This is a genomic window from Streptomyces actinomycinicus (assembly GCF_016741775.1).
Taxonomy (GTDB): Bacteria; Actinomycetota; Actinomycetes; order Streptomycetales; family Streptomycetaceae; genus Streptomyces; species Streptomyces actinomycinicus.
In genome coordinates, this window is sequence record NZ_JAERRK010000002.1 from 567,457 (window position 1) to 583,027 (window position 15,571).

General features: G+C 73.3%; 11 protein-coding genes. 8 read left to right on the plus strand and 3 right to left on the minus strand.

The features are described from left to right. Window position 1: 1 nt before the first annotated feature. The 8 genes from pstA to JK359_RS06700 all read left to right on the plus strand — a co-directional run bounded on the left by pstA (window position 2) and on the right by JK359_RS06700 (window position 12,178). Complete coding sequence (pstA, locus tag JK359_RS06665) at window positions 2–1,393, plus strand: phosphate ABC transporter permease PstA (RefSeq protein WP_201832592.1); 1,392 nt, start codon at window positions 2–4, stop codon at window positions 1,391–1,393. After that, the gene (locus JK359_RS39790; RefSeq protein WP_201832593.1) at window positions 1,393–3,126 is read left to right on the plus strand and encodes a phosphate ABC transporter substrate-binding protein PstS; all 1,734 of its coding nucleotides are present in this window, start codon (window positions 1,393–1,395) and stop codon (window positions 3,124–3,126) included. The genes pstA and JK359_RS39790 overlap by 1 nt, the downstream gene beginning before the upstream one ends. Beyond that, on the plus strand, window positions 3,123–5,813 hold the full coding sequence (locus JK359_RS06675; protein WP_201832595.1) for a hypothetical protein: 2,691 nt from the start codon (window positions 3,123–3,125) through the stop codon (window positions 5,811–5,813). Before JK359_RS39790 ends, JK359_RS06675 begins: the two co-directional genes overlap by 4 nt. A gap of 117 nt (window positions 5,814–5,930) precedes the next feature. Further along, complete coding sequence (locus JK359_RS06680; RefSeq protein WP_201832597.1) at window positions 5,931–7,928, plus strand: Ig-like domain repeat protein; 1,998 nt, start codon at window positions 5,931–5,933, stop codon at window positions 7,926–7,928. 83 nt (window positions 7,929–8,011) lie between these two features. Beyond that, window positions 8,012–8,920 carry a sortase gene (locus JK359_RS38800; protein WP_201832605.1) on the plus strand — a complete coding sequence of 303 codons (909 nt, stop codon included), beginning with the start codon at window positions 8,012–8,014 and terminating at the stop codon, window positions 8,918–8,920. Window positions 8,921–8,988: 68 nt separating this feature from the next. Continuing rightward, window positions 8,989–9,765 carry a phosphate ABC transporter ATP-binding protein PstB gene (gene pstB / locus JK359_RS06690; RefSeq protein ID WP_372445359.1) on the plus strand — a complete coding sequence of 259 codons (777 nt, stop codon included), beginning with the start codon at window positions 8,989–8,991 and terminating at the stop codon, window positions 9,763–9,765. A 249-nt stretch (window positions 9,766–10,014) separates the two neighbouring features. Further along, window positions 10,015–10,287, plus strand: a complete 273-nt coding sequence (locus tag JK359_RS06695; RefSeq protein ID WP_201832615.1) for a hypothetical protein — start codon at window positions 10,015–10,017, stop codon at window positions 10,285–10,287. A gap of 103 nt (window positions 10,288–10,390) precedes the next feature. Continuing rightward, a complete protein-coding gene (locus JK359_RS06700; RefSeq protein ID WP_236677329.1) occupies window positions 10,391–12,178 on the plus strand; it encodes a phosphatidylglycerol lysyltransferase domain-containing protein in 1,788 nt (595 codons plus the stop codon). Here JK359_RS06700 and JK359_RS06705 read toward each other — a convergent pair. The 3 genes from JK359_RS06705 to JK359_RS06715 all read right to left on the minus strand — a co-directional run bounded on the left by JK359_RS06705 (window position 12,173) and on the right by JK359_RS06715 (window position 15,315). Further along, complete coding sequence (locus tag JK359_RS06705; protein ID WP_201832616.1) at window positions 12,173–13,003, minus strand: hypothetical protein; 831 nt, start codon at window positions 13,001–13,003, stop codon at window positions 12,173–12,175. The two genes, JK359_RS06700 and JK359_RS06705, sit on opposite strands and share 6 nt — an antisense overlap. A 152-nt stretch (window positions 13,004–13,155) precedes the next feature. Beyond that, the gene (locus JK359_RS06710) at window positions 13,156–14,589 is read right to left on the minus strand and encodes a sensor histidine kinase (RefSeq protein ID WP_201832618.1); all 1,434 of its coding nucleotides are present in this window, start codon (window positions 14,587–14,589) and stop codon (window positions 13,156–13,158) included. After that, window positions 14,590–15,315, minus strand: a complete 726-nt coding sequence (locus JK359_RS06715) for a response regulator transcription factor (protein WP_201832620.1) — start codon at window positions 15,313–15,315, stop codon at window positions 14,590–14,592. It lies immediately after the preceding gene. Window positions 15,316–15,571: the final 256 nt, after the last annotated feature.

Consider the following 15,571-nt stretch of genomic DNA (forward strand, 5'->3'; position numbering starts at 1 on the left):
GATGACCGTCGCAGAGATGGAAAAGGCCGGCGAAGAGAGGGAAAGGCCCGGCGAAGCGACCGGGTCCGCTCCCGCGGTGGCCGCCGCCGGACTCCCGGACGTCCCCCGGCGCATCGGCGGTGTCACCCGCTCCGGCGTCCTGTCGCTGCTGGGCGCCGCCGCCTCGGGCCTGTGCACGGCCGTGCTGCTGTTCGGCGAACTCGCCCCGTTCTCCGGCGCACTGGGCTTCACCGTCACGGGGTACGCCGCCTTCCTGCTGGTCTACGCCGTTCTCACCGGCCTGGAGGAGGACGCGCAGGCGGTACGGGACCGGGTGATGACCGTGGTGCTGTGGAGCGCGGCCGCACTGCTGTTCAGCGGTCTCGCCCTGGTCGTCGGCTTCACCGCCTGGCGGGGCCGGGAGGCGCTGCCGCACACCAACTTCTTCACCCAGGACATGCAGGCGGCCGGCCCCCTGGACCCGCTCACCAACGGCGGTGTCGCGCACGCGATGCTCGGCACCCTCACGATGATCAGCATCGCCCTGCTGATCACGGTCCCGCTCGGACTGGCCTGCGCGGTCTACCTCAACCAGATCCCCGGCCGCTTCTCCCGCTTCGTGCGGACGATCGTGGAGGCGATGACCGCGCTGCCCTCGATCGTGGCCGGACTGATGGTGTACGCCACCTGGATCCTCGGGCTCGGCATGCAGAAGTCGGGGCTCGCGGCCGGGTTCGCGATCAGCGTGATGATGCTGCCGATCGTGATCCGGGCGGCGGACGTGGTGCTGCGGCTGGTGCCGGGCACGCTGACGGAGGCGGCGGAGGCGCTGGGCGCGCCGCGCTGGCGGACCGTGTGGCACGTGGTGCTGCCCACCGCACGCTCCGGCCTGGCCACCGCGGTCATCCTCGGCACCGCGCGCGGCATCGGCGAGACCTCGCCGGTCCTGCTGACCGCCGGCTTCACGGCGGGGCTCAACGCGGACCCCACCGAGGGGCCGATGGTGTCGCTGCCCCTGGCCGTCTTCAACTTCGTCAAATCACCCGAGCCGGCGATGATCGCCCGCGGTTTCGGCGCGGCGGCGGTCCTGATGGCCCTGGTGCTGGTCCTCTTCGCCGTCGCCCGCGTCATCGGCGGCCGGGGACCGGGCCACCAGAGCAGGCGCCAGACCCGCAAGGCGCTCCGCGCGTCCCGCAGGGACTCCGAGCGGTTCGCCGAACTCCACGGGCCGGGCCTGCGCTTGTTCGAGACCGGCCCTGCCGACGACGGCCCCGACGGCCCCGACGGCCCCGACGACTCCGGCAACCCCGACGCCCCCGGCGACTCCCGCGACGCCGACGCCCCCGCAGCCGCCGACGCCCCCGACCCCGCCGACGGCGAACAGCCCTCGTCCTCCGTAGGAGACACGCACTGATGTCCAGCCTTGTCATCAACGCCCTACGACGGCTGGGCATCCTGGCCGCCCTGATAGGGATCCTCAGCACCGCCACCCCGGCGTCGGCCGACAGCTACACGCCCATCTCGGGCGCGGGCTCCACCTGGGCCGAGAACGCCGTCGACGAGTGGCGCCGGGCCGTCAACCAGTACGGCATGCGCATCAGCTACGCCGGCACCGGCTCCTCCGACGGCCGCCGCCAGTTCCTCAGCGGCACCGTGGACTTCGCGGTCTCGGACATCCCGTTCCAGACCCACCCGACCGACGGCTCCGCCGCGGAACGCCCGGCGGCCGGCTCGTACGCCTACATGCCGATCGTGGCCGGCGGCACCGTCTTCATGTACCACCTGACGGTCAACGGCAAGCGGGTCACCAACCTGCGGCTGTCCGGGGACGTCGTCACGAAGATCTTCACCGGGGTCATCCGGACCTGGGACGACCCGGTCATCAAGGCCGACAACCCCGGGCTGCAGCTGCCCCACCGCACGATCGTCCCGGTCGTCCGCTCCGACGGCTCCGGTTCCACCGCCCAGTTCACGCTGTGGATGGCCAACCAGCACAAGTCGCTGTGGCAGGCGTACTGCCGCCGCGTCGGCCGCTCCGGCGCCTGCGGGCAGACCTCGTACTACCCGACCGTCCCCGGCATGATCGCCCAGTCCGGCGACCTCGGTGTGGCGGGCTACGTGGCCCAGAACTACGGCGAGGGCGCGATCGGTTACGTCAACTACTCCTACGCGCTCAACGCGCACTACCCGGTCGCCAAGGTCCTCAACCACGCCGGCTACTACACCGAGCCCACCCCGCAGAACGTGGCGGTCTCCCTGCTCAAGGCGAAGATCAACACGAACAGGCGCAGCCCGGACTACCTCACCCAGCAGCTCGACGGCGTCTACAACGACAGCGACAAGCGCAACTACCCGCTGTCCAGCTACTCGTACATGATCCTGCCGCTGAAGGTGCAGGGCACCTTCACCAAGGTCAAGGGCAAGACGCTCGGCGCGTTCTCGTACTACTTCATGTGCCAGGGCCAGCAGCAGGCTCCCCAGCTCGGCTACTCGCCGCTGCCCATCAACCTGGTGAAGGCGGGCTTCGACCAGATCCGCCGGATCCCGGGCGTGCAGGCGCAGAACATCAACATCAAGAACTGCAACAACCCCACCTTCACGCCCGACGGCCACAACCGGCTCGCCGACACCGCGCCCTACCCGCCGGCCTGCGACAAGAAGGGCGCCCCGCCGTGCACCACGGGCACCGGCGGCACCAAGGACGACGGCGGCGGCACGGGCGGCGCGTCGGGCGGTCCGGGCAACGGAGGCGGTACCGGCGGCGGTTCCGGGAACGGCGGTACGGCCGGGGGCGGTGGCGGCGGGTCCGGCTCCGGGCCGGGATCCGGGTCGGGGCCGGGATCGGGGAGCGGGGGCGCGCAGCCGTCCGTCGACCCCGACACCGGGCAGACCATCGCCCCGGGCGGCGGCTCCGGCGCCGGCGGCAACGGCGGCGGCGGTACGGCGGCCGACGGGACCATCGCCCTCGCCCAGCCGGTCGCCGTGGCAGCCGGGCACGGCTGGACCGGGACGCAGACCCTGATGCTGCTCGCCGCGTTCCTCGTCCTCGGCCTGCTCCTGCTGCCCTCCCTGGTCTCCCGGCTGGTCGGCTCCCGTTCCGGACTCGACGCCGGCCGCGACCGCGGGGACGAAGGGAGCACCCGGTGACACCCCGTACCCCGGCGGCACGCCTGCGTACGCGCTCCCGCCGTGCCCTCACCCGCCTGCTCGCCGGCGCCGCCGTCGGCGCCCTGGCCGGGCTGGCCGTCGCCCAGGCGGCCCCGTCCGCCGCCGCGGCCGGCGACGGCACCCGCTCCGCCGTCACGGTCTCCGGGCGCGGCGAGTTCAAGGACATGAGGTTCACGGTGGACCGCACCACCCACCTCACCAGCCAGGCGATCAAGGTGACCTGGACCGGCGGCACCCCGACCGCCTTCGCGGGCACGCTGTTCAACACCGACTTCGTGCAGATCATGCAGTGCTGGGGCGAGGACGACCACAGCGTGCCCGGCAACCCGGGCCCGCCGCGCACCCAGTGCCAGTACGGCGCCTCCCCCACCACCGACCGCGGCAACTGGCCCGGCAACGGCCAGGACGACACCCGCCAGGTCTTCTACAGCGCCGCCCCCACCAACTACGGCCAGGACGACGTCTACGGCGCCGCCAACCCCAACGCCCCCGCCGAGGTGCCGTTCAAGGCGGTCGACGGCACGGTCATCACCACCAACACGCAGAACAACCCCTTCTACAACCGCAACACCACCAACGAGGTCGACTTCGCCCGCACCGGCGCCGACGGCACCGGCCAGGAGTACTTCGAGGTGCAGACCGCCAACGAGGCCCCGCACCTGGGCTGCGGCCTGCCCGTCGGCGCGGGCCGCACGGCGGGACCCCGCCCCTGCTGGCTGGTGATCGTCCCGCAGGGGCACCTGGACCTGGACGGCAAGCCGTACACCGACCACAGCCAGGTCAACGCGGGCTCCCCGGTCTCCTCCACCAACTGGAAGAACCGCATCGCGATCCCGCTCGGGTTCAACCAGGTCGGCACCAACTGTGCGCTCGGCGCCAAGGAGCGGCCCACCGTCGGCAGCGAGCTGGCCGCCGACGCCGTGACCAGCTGGCAGGCGGCCCTGTGCCCGGCCGGCAAGGTCTACGGCTACACGCAGCTGGGTGAACCGGACACCCGCGCCCGGCTCACCGCCGACGGCGCGGGCGGCCTCGGCTTCACCACCCGGGCGCTGGGCGCCGACACCGGCACGTCGGCCCCGTCCGGGACGACGACGTACGCGCCCGTCGCACTCTCCGGTGCCGTGATCGGGTTCACCATCGAACGCCGGCCCAGGGCCGGGGCACCGGACGACATCCGCAGGCTGGCCGGCACGAAGGTGGAATCGATCAAGCTCACCCCCCGCCTGGTCGCCAAGCTGCTGACCGAGTCGTACCGCAACTCGCCCTGGGGCGCGGTCCTCAGCAACCGCACCGCCCGGGGCTACGGCTGGGCGAAGAACAACCCCGCCGGGCTCGCCACCGACCCCGAGTTCGTCTCGCTCAACCCCGAGTTCGCCTACCTGTCGGTCGCCGAGACCCCGGCCACCGACACCGACCTGCTCACCTCGCTCGGCCACACCGACACCGCCCGCGCCCTGTGGCAGTGGATCCTGGCCGACAAGCAGGCCCGGCAGTTCCTCGCCGGGGTCTCCGACGACTGGGGCACACGGGTCAACCCGTACTACAGCACCAACCCGGACCTGAACCCCGCCGGCGCCGCCTTCGACCCCGCGCACGCCGACGACTACCCGAAGTCCGACCCGTGGTGCACCGTCCCGCCCGGCACCGACGCGCCCAAGGACGCCACCCAGTGCATGACGGACTTCCACCCCTACGTCACCGACATGCACGCCGGTGCCCTGCACACCCGGCGCGCCGACATCCTGTGGAAGTCGACCTGGGACCCGCTGGCCAACCCGCCCGCGTACAGGCTGCCCGGCCCGCAGACGGTCGGTTCCCGGTTCGTCATCACGGTCACCGACGCCGCCTCGGCCGCCCGCTACGGCCTGCAGACCGCGCACCTGCGCAACGCGGCCGGCAAGTTCACCGCCCCCACGCCGGACGCGCTGACCGAGGCCGCCAAGAGCGCCGCCGGCAAGGACGTCGCCGAGATCAGCCCGGCGGACGCCACCGCGAAGGGGGCCTACCCGCTCGCCCAGCTGGTGTGGGCGGCCGTACGACCCGGCTCGCTCGCGGCGGACGCCCGCGCGGACTACGCGGCGCTGCTGCGGTACGCCGCCGGTGACGGCCAGGTCGCCGGAGCCGCCCCGGGCCGGCTCCCCGCCGGGTACGCCCCGCTCTCCCACGGCCTGCGCGAGCGTGCCCTGAAGGCCGCCGACGCGCTGCTGCACTACACCGGCCCGGGCCCCGGCGGGGACGACGGCGGCACGGACGGCGGCACCACCGGCGGCTCGAGCGGCGGCACCACCGGCGGCGGCGAGGAGACCACCGGCAACGGCACCGGTTCGAGCGGCACGCTCTCCGGCGGCGCCTCGGGCGACGGCGGTGCGGCCGACGGCGGCAACGGCGGCGGCGGTTCGGCGTCGCCGAGCGCGAAGGCGTCGTACGACGGCGGCGAGGCCGTCCAGACGACCGCCGCCGGGACCACCCCCGACGACCCCGGAAACCCGCTGCGGTACGCCGTGCCGGCCGGGGCCGCGCTCGGCGCCGCCGCCGGGCTCGGGGCGCCCTTCGCCGGTGGCCGCCGGCTGCGGCTGCCCCTGCGGCTGCCGCTGCCCGGCGGCCGCACGGTGACGGTCCTACCCGCCTTCACCCTGCCGGAGTGGCTGCGCAGGCCGCAGCCCTGACCCGGCCCCACGGACGGCCGCCCGCCCCGACAGGCACTCGGGGCGGACGGCCCGCACCACCCTGCCAGATCCCTCTCCCTTCTCCCTCTTCTCCGTACTACCGTCAGGAGACTCTCGATGCGCAGAACGCGCTCATCGGCGGCGCTCGTCGCCGCCGCCGTGGTGGCCGGCGGCCTGGCTCTGGCGAGCCCCGCGCACGCCGACCCCACCCCCGCCGGGACCTTCCGCAAGCTGGTCGGCGTCGGCTCCGACACCACCCAGGACGTGCTCAACGCCCTGGCCGGCGACACGGTGAACAACAAGAGCTACGCCGACACGGCCGTGAAGTCGGCGAGCGGCGCGGGCATCGCCTCGTACGACGCGATCGAGCCCGGAACCGGCTCCACCAGCTCCTCCGTCCAGACCCGCTCCGGCGGCCCGGCGTTCCTGCGCCCGAACGGCTCCGGCAAGGGCCGGCTCGCCCTCAGCGAGTCGCTGACCGGCGACAAGTACCCGGACTCCGCCGGCGTCTCCATCAAGAACCAGGTCGACTTCGCCCGCTCCTCCAGCGGCCCGAGCACCTCCGGCACCGCACTGACCTACATCCCGTTCGCCCGGGACGCGGTCGGCGTCGCGGTGAAGGGCCCGGCGCTGGACAGCCTCACCGTGGACCAGCTGCACGACATCTACTCCGGTGCGCTCACCAAGGTGGGCGGGCAGACCGTGCACCCGAAGATCCCGCAGAGCAGCTCCGGCACCCGCAAGTTCTTCCTGTCGGCGATCGGCCTGACCGACGCCACGCTCTCCCCGGACATCCCGACCGTCCAGGAGAACCAGGCCGACAGCGCGATCACCGAGGACGGCGCGCTGGTGCCGTTCTCCGTCGGCAGCTGGATCGCCCAGAACAACGGCGTCGCCCCGGACTACAGCAAGGCCGCGGCGGCGGCCGGCGCGCACCTGGCGGCCGTGCAGCTGCCCGGTGACTCCGGCGCCACCACCCCGGTGATCACGGTCAACGGCAAGCTGTCCCCGGTCACCGCCTACTACGAGAACGCCACCTTCGGCCGGGACGTCTACAACGTCGTGCCGTCCCGGGCGATCGACCCGGCCGGCATCTTCTACGACAAGGACCTCTACGACGTCTTCGTCACCAGCGGCAGCCACAAGGCCGCCCTGGCGTCGGACGCCGCCGAGAAGGTCATCGCCGACTTCGGCTTCGTCAACGAGCCGTACAACGGCTCCGTCAGCGTGGCCAAGCACGCCAAGCTGGGCGGCCTGGAGGAGTCGGGCATCGACACCTCCACGCCCGCCAAGCCGGGGAACCTGAAGGCCGCCCCGGGTGACGCGAGCCTGAAGCTGTCCTGGACGGCGCCGGCGCCCACCGGTCTGCCGCTCACCGACTACCGGATCACACTGACCCGGGCCGACGGCACGGTGGCGGCGGTCAAGGACGTCCCCGCGCCGGCCACCTCGTACACCTTCACCGGTCTGGCCGACGGCACCTACACGGCCGTGGTCGCGGGCGCCAACCTCAACGGCACCGGCGCCCCCGCGACCTGGACCGGCGCGGTCAGGTTCGCCAGCACCACCAAGGCGACGGCCGCCACCACCGCGTACGGCAGGACGCCGAAGGTGACCGTCACGGTGACCGGCTCGCACGGCGTGGCCCCCACCGGCAAGGTCACCGTGAAGGAGGGCTCCACGGTCCTCGGCACCGGCGCCCTGGACGGCTCCGGCAAGGCCTCCGTCGCCCTGTCGAACCACCTCAAGGTCGCCACGCACACGCTGACCGTCTCCTACGCGGGCAACGGCAAGCTCAACGCGTCCTCCACCACGGCCACCCTGAAGATCACCAAGGCGACGCCGTCGGTGAGCAGCTCCGCACCCGGCTCCATCAGCCACACCGCGAGGGCCAAGGTCTCCGTCAAGGTCACCGCGACCGGCACCACCCCGGGCGGCACCGTGCGCATCTACGAGGGCTCCAAGGTCCTCGCCACGGGCACGCTGAGCGGCGGCAAGGTGACCGTCACCCTGCCGAAGCTGAGCCGCGGCTCGCACAAGCTGCACGCCTTCTACGCCGGCTCCTCGACGGTGAACTCCAGGTCGGGCGCCGACTTCACCGTCAAGTCCACCTGATCCGTCCCCACCCGCACCGCTGCCAGGGAGCCCGCCCCCGCTCCCCGGCAGCCCCCTACGCACAGTGAAGGAGGCGGGCCGCCGTGACCGTCGCCGCCCCTGCCGCGCTCGCACCGGCCGCGCCCGGCGCCCGGGTCCGCGGCCTGACCGCCGTACACCACCTGGCCCGCGGTGCCCTGCTCAGCCTGGCCGCGCTGCTGCTCGGCTGCACCGTCCAGCTGCTGCTGCTCAGCGGCATCCAGCAACACAGCGCCCAGCACGCCGCCTTCGACGAGCTGCGCAGACAACTCGCCCTCGGCACCGCGCCGGTGGCCCAGACCGACCAGCAGGGCGCGCTGCTGGGCCCCGGCACCCCGGTCGCGCTCATCGACGTACCGGAGCTGGGCCTGTCGCAGGTCGTCCTGGAGGGCACCGACTCCACCGTCCTGACCGGCGGTCCCGGGCACCGCCGGGACACCCCGATGCCCGGGCAGTCCGGCACCAGCGTGCTGATGGGCCGCGCCGCCGCGTACGGCGGGCCGTTCGGGCACCTGGCCGATCTGGCCGAGGGCGACACGTTCACCGTGACGACCGGCCAGGGCAAGGCCCGCTACCAGGTCATCGGCGTCCGCCGGGCCGGCGACCCGGCGCCCGCACCGCCGGCCACCGGCAAGGGCCGTCTGGTGCTGGTGACGGCCACCGGGACGCGATTCATGCCGGACGGTGTGCTCCGCGTCGACGCCGACCTGGTGTCGGCGCCCTTCCAGACCCCGGCCGCGGTCATCCGGGCCGGCACCCTGCCGGACTCCGAGGAGCCGCTGGCCCGCCCCTCCGAAGTGCCGTGGCCGCTGGTGATGTGGCTCCAGGCGCTGCTGCTCGCGTCCGTCGCCGCGGTGTGGACCTGGCACCGCTGGGGCCGCCACCAGACGTGGCTGGTCCTCGCCCCGGTCATCGCCGTGCTCGGCCTCCGGGTCGCCACGCACGCGACCGAACTCCTCCCGAACCTGCTGTAGCCCTTTGTGATCGAGGTGGCCCCATGACCGACACCGCCGTACTTCCCGTGACCGACGCACCGGCCACCGTGCCCGCCGCCCTGGAGGCCCGCGCGGTCTCGGCCTGGTTCGGCGGGCACCAGGTGCTCAGCCGGGTCTCGCTGACCATGCCGGCGGGCCGGGTGACCGCCCTGATCGGCCCTTCCGGCTGCGGCAAGTCCACGTTCCTGCGCACCCTGAACCGCATGCACGAGCTGATCCCGGGGGCCGCCTTCGGCGGTGAGGTGCTCTTCGAGGGCGAGGACGTCTACGCACCCGAACGCCGTCTCACCGACGCCCGGCGCCGCATCGGCATGGTCTTCCAGAAGCCGAACCCGTTCCCGGCGATGTCGATCTACGACAACGTGGTGGCCGGCCTGAAGCTGACCGGTGTCCGCGCGAGCCGCCGCGAGAAGGACGAACTGGTCGAGGAGTCGCTGACCCGGGCCGGGCTGTGGAAGGAGGTCCGCGACCGGCTCCGCAGACCCGGCGGGGCGCTCTCCGGCGGCCAGCAGCAGCGCCTGTGCATCGCCCGCGCCCTCGCCGTCCGCCCCCGGGTGCTGCTCATGGACGAGCCGTGCTCGGCGCTCGACCCGACATCCACCCGCCGCGTCGAGGAGACGATCCAGGACCTGCGCGACCAGATCACGATCGTCATCGTCACGCACAACATGCAGCAGGCGGCCCGCGTCTCCGACCAGTGCGCGTTCTTCCTCGCCGAGCAGGGCACGCCCGGCGGGATCGTCGAGCACGGCCCCACGGAACAGATGTTCAACTCACCGGCGGACGAGCGCACGGCGGACTACGTGGCGGGCCGCTTCGGCTGAGCCGCAGCGCACGGCGGACTACGTGGCGGGCCGCTTCGGATGAGCCGCAGCGCACGGCTCACCGGCACAGCTCCATGGCCCAGTCCTCCAAGCCCCCCGGCCACCGGCGGTGGGCGCATCCCGCGGGACGGAAGTTGCGCAACGGTTAGTGGCGCATCCGCACGGCATCGGCCCCAACCGACCCTACGTATTGTAGGTTCCCAACCGGCGGCGGCCGCCGGGCTGTTCACACTGCTCAACGGGGGACCCATGCAGGACACCACGGAAACGGAGCCCGGCACGGAGGTCTGTGCGGGCAGTCTCGCGCCGACCCTGACGCTGCTGGTCGTCAGCCTGGTCGTCGCCGCCGTCGGCGTGTACGAGCTGTGCGGTTTCGGCCTGCACAGCCTCGCCCGGCGCCCCCACCTGTTCAGCGACGGACTGGCGACCGGCGGGGTGATCGTGGCCACCGTGGCCGCCGGCGCCGCCGTGGGCAACCTGGCCTGGACGCTGACGGCGGCCCGGCGCGGCAGCGGCGGCTGACGCGTCGGGGACTGCCGCCCGTACGGAAGCCCGCCGTCCCGTCATCCGGGGGCTGTAGGGTCTGCGCTGCCCCGTCCCCGTCCCCAAGGGGTGATCCGTCACCATGCCCGCTCCCCAGACGACCCTGAGCCCGCCCCAGGCTCCCGCCGCAGAAAACGCCCGCCGCGTCACCCGCCTCCTCCCGCCGTCCTTCCGTGCCTTCTCCGGTGACGACCGGCTGCGCAGCCGCGCCGCCACGGCCACCGTCTGGTACCTGCGGCTGCTGGTCGTGCTGAACATCGCCGCGGTCGTGTCGCTGCCGTTCCGCGAGGAGGTGCACGAGCACAACGCGGGCGAGTACTTCACCCCGTACCTGGCAACCGCCGGCCTGGTCTCGGCGGTCCTCGCCCTCTTCCTCGCGGTGGTGATGCGCCGCCGCAAGCGAGCCGCCTGGCTCTTCAACCTCCTCCTGGCCGGCCCGCTCTTCGGCCTGTACGTCGTCGCCCTCACCCGCGCCCCGTACCGCGAGCACGCCTTCAACTGGGTGTCCACCGCCCTCACCGGCCTGTTCGTCGCCGCCCTGCTGCTCGGCCGGCGCGAGTTCGACGCCATCGGCGACCGCTCCAACCCGCGCCTCGCCCTCGCCGTCGGCGTGGGCGGCACCCTGGTCGGCGGCGGCCTGGGCACCCTCCTGGTGCACGCGACGAACAAGGTGGCCGGCGCCTCCCTGAGGGAGGAGATCTCCTACACCCTGCTGCGCGGCATCAGCGTCGGCCCGCTCGCCGACAGGATCGCCGCCGTACAGGCCCCCCGCTGGGCGGACATGGTCGTCAACACCCTGATGGCCGTCACGTCCCTGCTGGTCCTCTACGCCTGCTTCCGCGCCCCGCGCGGCGCCTGCCTGCTGGCACCGCAGGACGAGGCCCGGCTGCGCACCCTCCTGGACCGGCACGGCGACCGTGACTCCCTCGGCTACTTCGCCCTCCGCCGCGACAAGTCCGTCATCTTCTCCCCCAGCGGCAAGGCCGCCATCGCCTACCGTGTGATCGGCGGGGTCAGCCTCGCCTCCGGCGACCCGATCGGCGACCCCGAGGCCTGGCCCGGCGCCATCGACGCCTGGCTCGCCGAAGCCCGCCGGCACGCCTGGACGCCGGCGGTGATGGGCGCGAGCGAGGAAGCCGGCACCATCTACGCCCGGCACGGCCTGGACGCGCTCGAACTCGGCGACGAGGCGATCGTGGAACTGGCCGACTTCACCCTCGAGGGCCGTGCCATGCGCGTGGTCCGCCAGGCCCACAAACGGGTGCAGCGGGCCGGTTACACGGTCCGTATCCGCCGCCACGAGGACATTCCCGGCGAGGAGATGGCCGTCCTCGTGGACCGCGCCGACCACTGGCGCGACGGCGCCACCGAACGCGGCTTCTCCATGGCCCTCGGCCGCCTCGGCGACCCCTCCGACGGCCGCTGCGTGATGCTGGAGTGCCGGGACGCTGACGGCGAACCGCGCGCCCTGCTCAGCTTCGTGCCCTGGGGGGAACGCGGCCTGTCCCTGGACCTGATGCGCCGCGACCGGGGCTGCGAGAACGGCCTGATGGAGTACATGGTGGTGGAACTTCTCCTGCGGGCGCAGGAGCTGGGGACCGACCGGGTCTCGCTCAACTTCGCGATGTTCCGTTCGGTCTTCGAGCGCGGCGCCCGCCTCGGCGCGGGCCCCGTCCTGCGCCTGTGGCGCTCGACCCTCACCTTCTTCTCCCGCTGGTGGCAGATCGAGTCCCTCTACCGTGCCAACGCCAAGTACCGCCCCGTGTGGGAGCCCCGCTTCCTGCTCTTCGCCAAGAGCAGCGACATCCCGAGGATCGGCCTGGCGAGCGCCCGCGCGGAGGGCTTCCTCACGCTGCCGGGCCGCTCATAGGCGCCCGGGTCCCAGAGCGGGCACGTCGACGGCGTCGGCGGCGGAATCGGGCTCGTAGGCCTCGGTCCCGCCGCCCTTCCACCCGGGGTCGTAGGCGCAGCGGGTGGCGGAGCCGCCCGTGAAGTACTGCCGCTCCGGGTCCCAGATGAAGGACAGCCGCCCCTCGCCCTCGCGCTTGACGTACAGCATCCAGTCCTTGTGCCTGCCGCCCTCGCGGTACGAGGAGACCTCCCAGCCTTCGTCCCGCAGGTGCTGGTGCAGCCTGCGCAGGCCGGGCACGGCCCGGCTCGCGGGCACGCGGTCCAGCGCCCACTCGTGGTACAGCCGGTAGGCGCCGTCGACGGTCTTGTCCTCCAGCCCGAACGTGCCCCCGTCGTAGCAGTACTCGGCGCCCAGCGTGTTCTGCGGGCTCACGCCGGCGTCCTCGACCCCCGGCTGCACGGTGCGCGTGAACCCCATGACGTCGTACGCCTCCTGCGAGTGCCGGAAGGCACGGTCCGCCATGTCCTCGGGCGCGACCCGGGGGAGGTCGGTGCCGTCCGAGGCGTTCCACATGAGCACGAGGACCAGGGCCAGGACGGCGGCGAGGGCGACACCGCCGCATCCGAGACAGCCGAGCCCGAACGCACGCGCCACCGACCCGGCACGCACCGCACCACCCCCCGCGCCGCCGGCGCCCTCCGCGGTCCCGGAGCGCTCCGTGGCCGCTGCGGTCTCCGGGCTCCCGGCACTCTCCGGGGTCGCGGTGACCGGCGTGCTCTCCGAGGTCTCGGTGACCGGCGTGTTCTCCGTGGTCTCGGTCGTCGGCGTGCTCTCCTCAGGCATGCGACGACGGTACGGCGGCGCACGCTCCGGGCGGATGGGCGTACCTACCCGGCAGACGGTAGGTACCCGTACTCAACCGACGACGGCGGCAGGCCCCCCCCCCCCGGCACGCACATGCCCACTCGCTCGTCCGCGGCGCCGGCGGGTGTTCGTCAGGCGTCGTCGCCCCCACTGCCCGTGTACCCGCCCCCGACCGTGAAACCGATGACCGCGCCGCCGCCCGCCCGGCGGTAGGCGAACGGTGCTCCGCCGTGGGCCGCCGCGACCTCGCGGACGATGGACAGTCCGAGGCCCGAGCCGGGCAGCGAGCGGGCGTCGGCGGCGCGGTAGAAGCGGTCGAAGATGCGGATGAGGTCGCCCTCGGCGATTCCGGGCCCCCGGTCCCGCACCTCCACCCGTACCGTGCCCGGCCGGGCCGGCCCGGTGATGCAGACCTCGATCGGCGCCGTGCCGTCCCGGTCGAACTTGGCGGCGTTGTCCACCAGGTTGGAGATGGCCCGCTGGAGCATCCCGGGCCGTCCCTCGGTCGTCGTGTCGCCGCTCGTGCGCAGCCTGACGTCCCGGCCGGTACGGCGCCGGGCCAGGCCGGCCACGTCCTCGGCGAGGTCGGCGAGGTCCACCCGCTGGGGCGGCTCGCTGTCGGACTGCCCGGCGGCGAGGTCGACCAGCTCGTTGACGAGGTCGGTGAGTTCGCGGGCCTCCTGACCGAGGTCGGCGACGAGTTCCTCGCGGGTGGCCGGGGGAAGCTCGTCGATCCGGCGCAGCAGCGAGATGTTGGTCCGCAGGGAGGTGAGCGGTGTGCGCAGTTCGTGGCCGGCGTCCTGCACCAGCCGTCGCTGGTCCTCCTCCGACTGCGCGAGCCGGCCCAGCATCCGGTCGAAGGCCCGGCCCAGCCGGCCGACCTCGTCCAGTCCGGCCACCGGGACCTGGATGCCGAGCTGCCGGGTGCGGGCGACGTCCTCGGCGGCCGAGGTGAGCACCACCAGGCGCCGGGTGATCCGCCGGGCCAGCCACCAGCCGAACAGCCCGGCCGCCACCACGACGGCCGACATCAGGATCAGTGTCCGCTGCTGGAGCGCCCGCAGCAGGTCCTCGGTGTCGCTGAACTCCTGAGCGACCTGGACCGCCCCGCGCCCGTCGCCGAGCGAGACGGTGGCGATGCGGAACAGGTCCTCGTCCACCCGTACGTCCTTGTGCTGGACGACCTTCCCGGCCGGGCGCGCGACCGCGACCGCCTCGTCCCGGGCGGTGACCGGCAGCACCGGGCTGCCGTGGTCCACGATCTGTCCTTGTGCGCCGAGCACCTGGACGTCCGTGCGGGCGGGACGGACCAGGTCGTGCCCGGGGCGGGAGGAGGAGAAGTCCTCGGGGCCCATCGCGTGCTGCCGCACCTCGTCCCGGACGTCCTGCACGACCTGCGTGAACACCGACTGCTGGTCGACACGGACGAGCCGGGCGGCGGAGCCGTACGACAGGATGCCGACGAGGATGGTGACGGCCGCGGTGACGGCGGCGAAGGAGACCGCGAAGGTGGTGCGCAGGGAGACCAGCTTCGGCCGGGCCGGCAGCCGCCAGCGGCGGCCCACTCAGTCCTCCCGCAGCACGTAACCCACGCCCCGCACGGTGTGGATCAGCTGCGGGGCACCGGGTTCGTCGAGCTTGCGGCGCAGGTAGCCGACGTACACGGCGAGGTTCTTGGAGCCGGGGCCGAAGTCGTAGCCCCAGATGCGGTCGTAGATCGTGGAGTGGTCGAGCACGATGCCCGCGTTGCGCACGAGCAGTTCCAGCAGTTCGAACTCGGTGCGGGTCAGTTCCAGCTCGCGCGGGCCGCGCCAGGCCCGGCGGGCCTGGAGGTCCATGCGCAGGCCGGCGCCTTCCAGCTGCCGGTCGGTGAGCGGCGCTTCCCGTACGGGCTCCTCGGGGGCGGCGCCGCCGACGGGCACCGGGCTGGTGCGGCGCAGCAGGGCGCGGAGCCGGGCGAAGACCTCCTCGACGTCGAACGGCTTGACGACGTAGTCGTCTGCGCCCGCGTCCAGGCCGGCGATCCGGTCAGCGGTCTCCACGAGGGCGGTGAGCATGAGGATGGGGGTGCTGTCGCCCTCGGCGCGCAGGACGCGGCAGACCTGGAGGCCGTCGATGCCCGGCATCATCACGTCCAGGACGAGGACGTCCGGCGGGTTCTTGTGGGCCTGGGCGAGCGCCTCGACGCCGTCGGCGACCGCCGTCACCGCGTAGCCCTCCAGCGTGAGGGCACGCTCGAGGGCATGGCGGATGGCGCGGTCGTCTTCGGCGAGCAGCACAGTCTGGGGCACGTTCCCAGTCTGCCAAGGGCACCGCGGGTACGACCGGGACCACCATCCCTACGATCACCCTTTTTACCGCCCTCTCACCCTCCAAGCCCCGGGGCGCCCCACCAAGACCCCACCCCTCCAACCCCCCGAGCCACCCCACCCCCAACGGCAACCCCCCCAGCCGACCGAGCCTCCCCACCCCGAAACCGCACCCCCCAACCGACCGAGCCACCCACCCCCAACGGCAACCCTCCAGCCCACCGAGCCGCTCCCGCCC

Excerpts from the sequence above, each read along its gene's own strand:
- pstA (WP_201832592.1), top strand. The coding sequence starts at position 2 with ATGACCGTCGCAGAGATGGAAAAGGCCGGCGAAGAGAGGGAAAGGCCC.
- JK359_RS39790 (WP_201832593.1), top strand. The coding sequence starts at position 1,393 with ATGTCCAGCCTTGTCATCAACGCCCTACGACGGCTGGGCATCCTGGCC.
- JK359_RS06680 (WP_201832597.1), top strand. The coding sequence starts at position 5,931 with ATGCGCAGAACGCGCTCATCGGCGGCGCTCGTCGCCGCCGCCGTGGTG.
- JK359_RS06695 (WP_201832615.1), top strand. The coding sequence starts at position 10,015 with ATGCAGGACACCACGGAAACGGAGCCCGGCACGGAGGTCTGTGCGGGC.
- JK359_RS06700 (WP_236677329.1), top strand. The coding sequence starts at position 10,391 with ATGCCCGCTCCCCAGACGACCCTGAGCCCGCCCCAGGCTCCCGCCGCA.
- JK359_RS06705 (WP_201832616.1), bottom strand. The coding sequence starts at position 13,003 with ATGCCTGAGGAGAGCACGCCGACGACCGAGACCACGGAGAACACGCCG.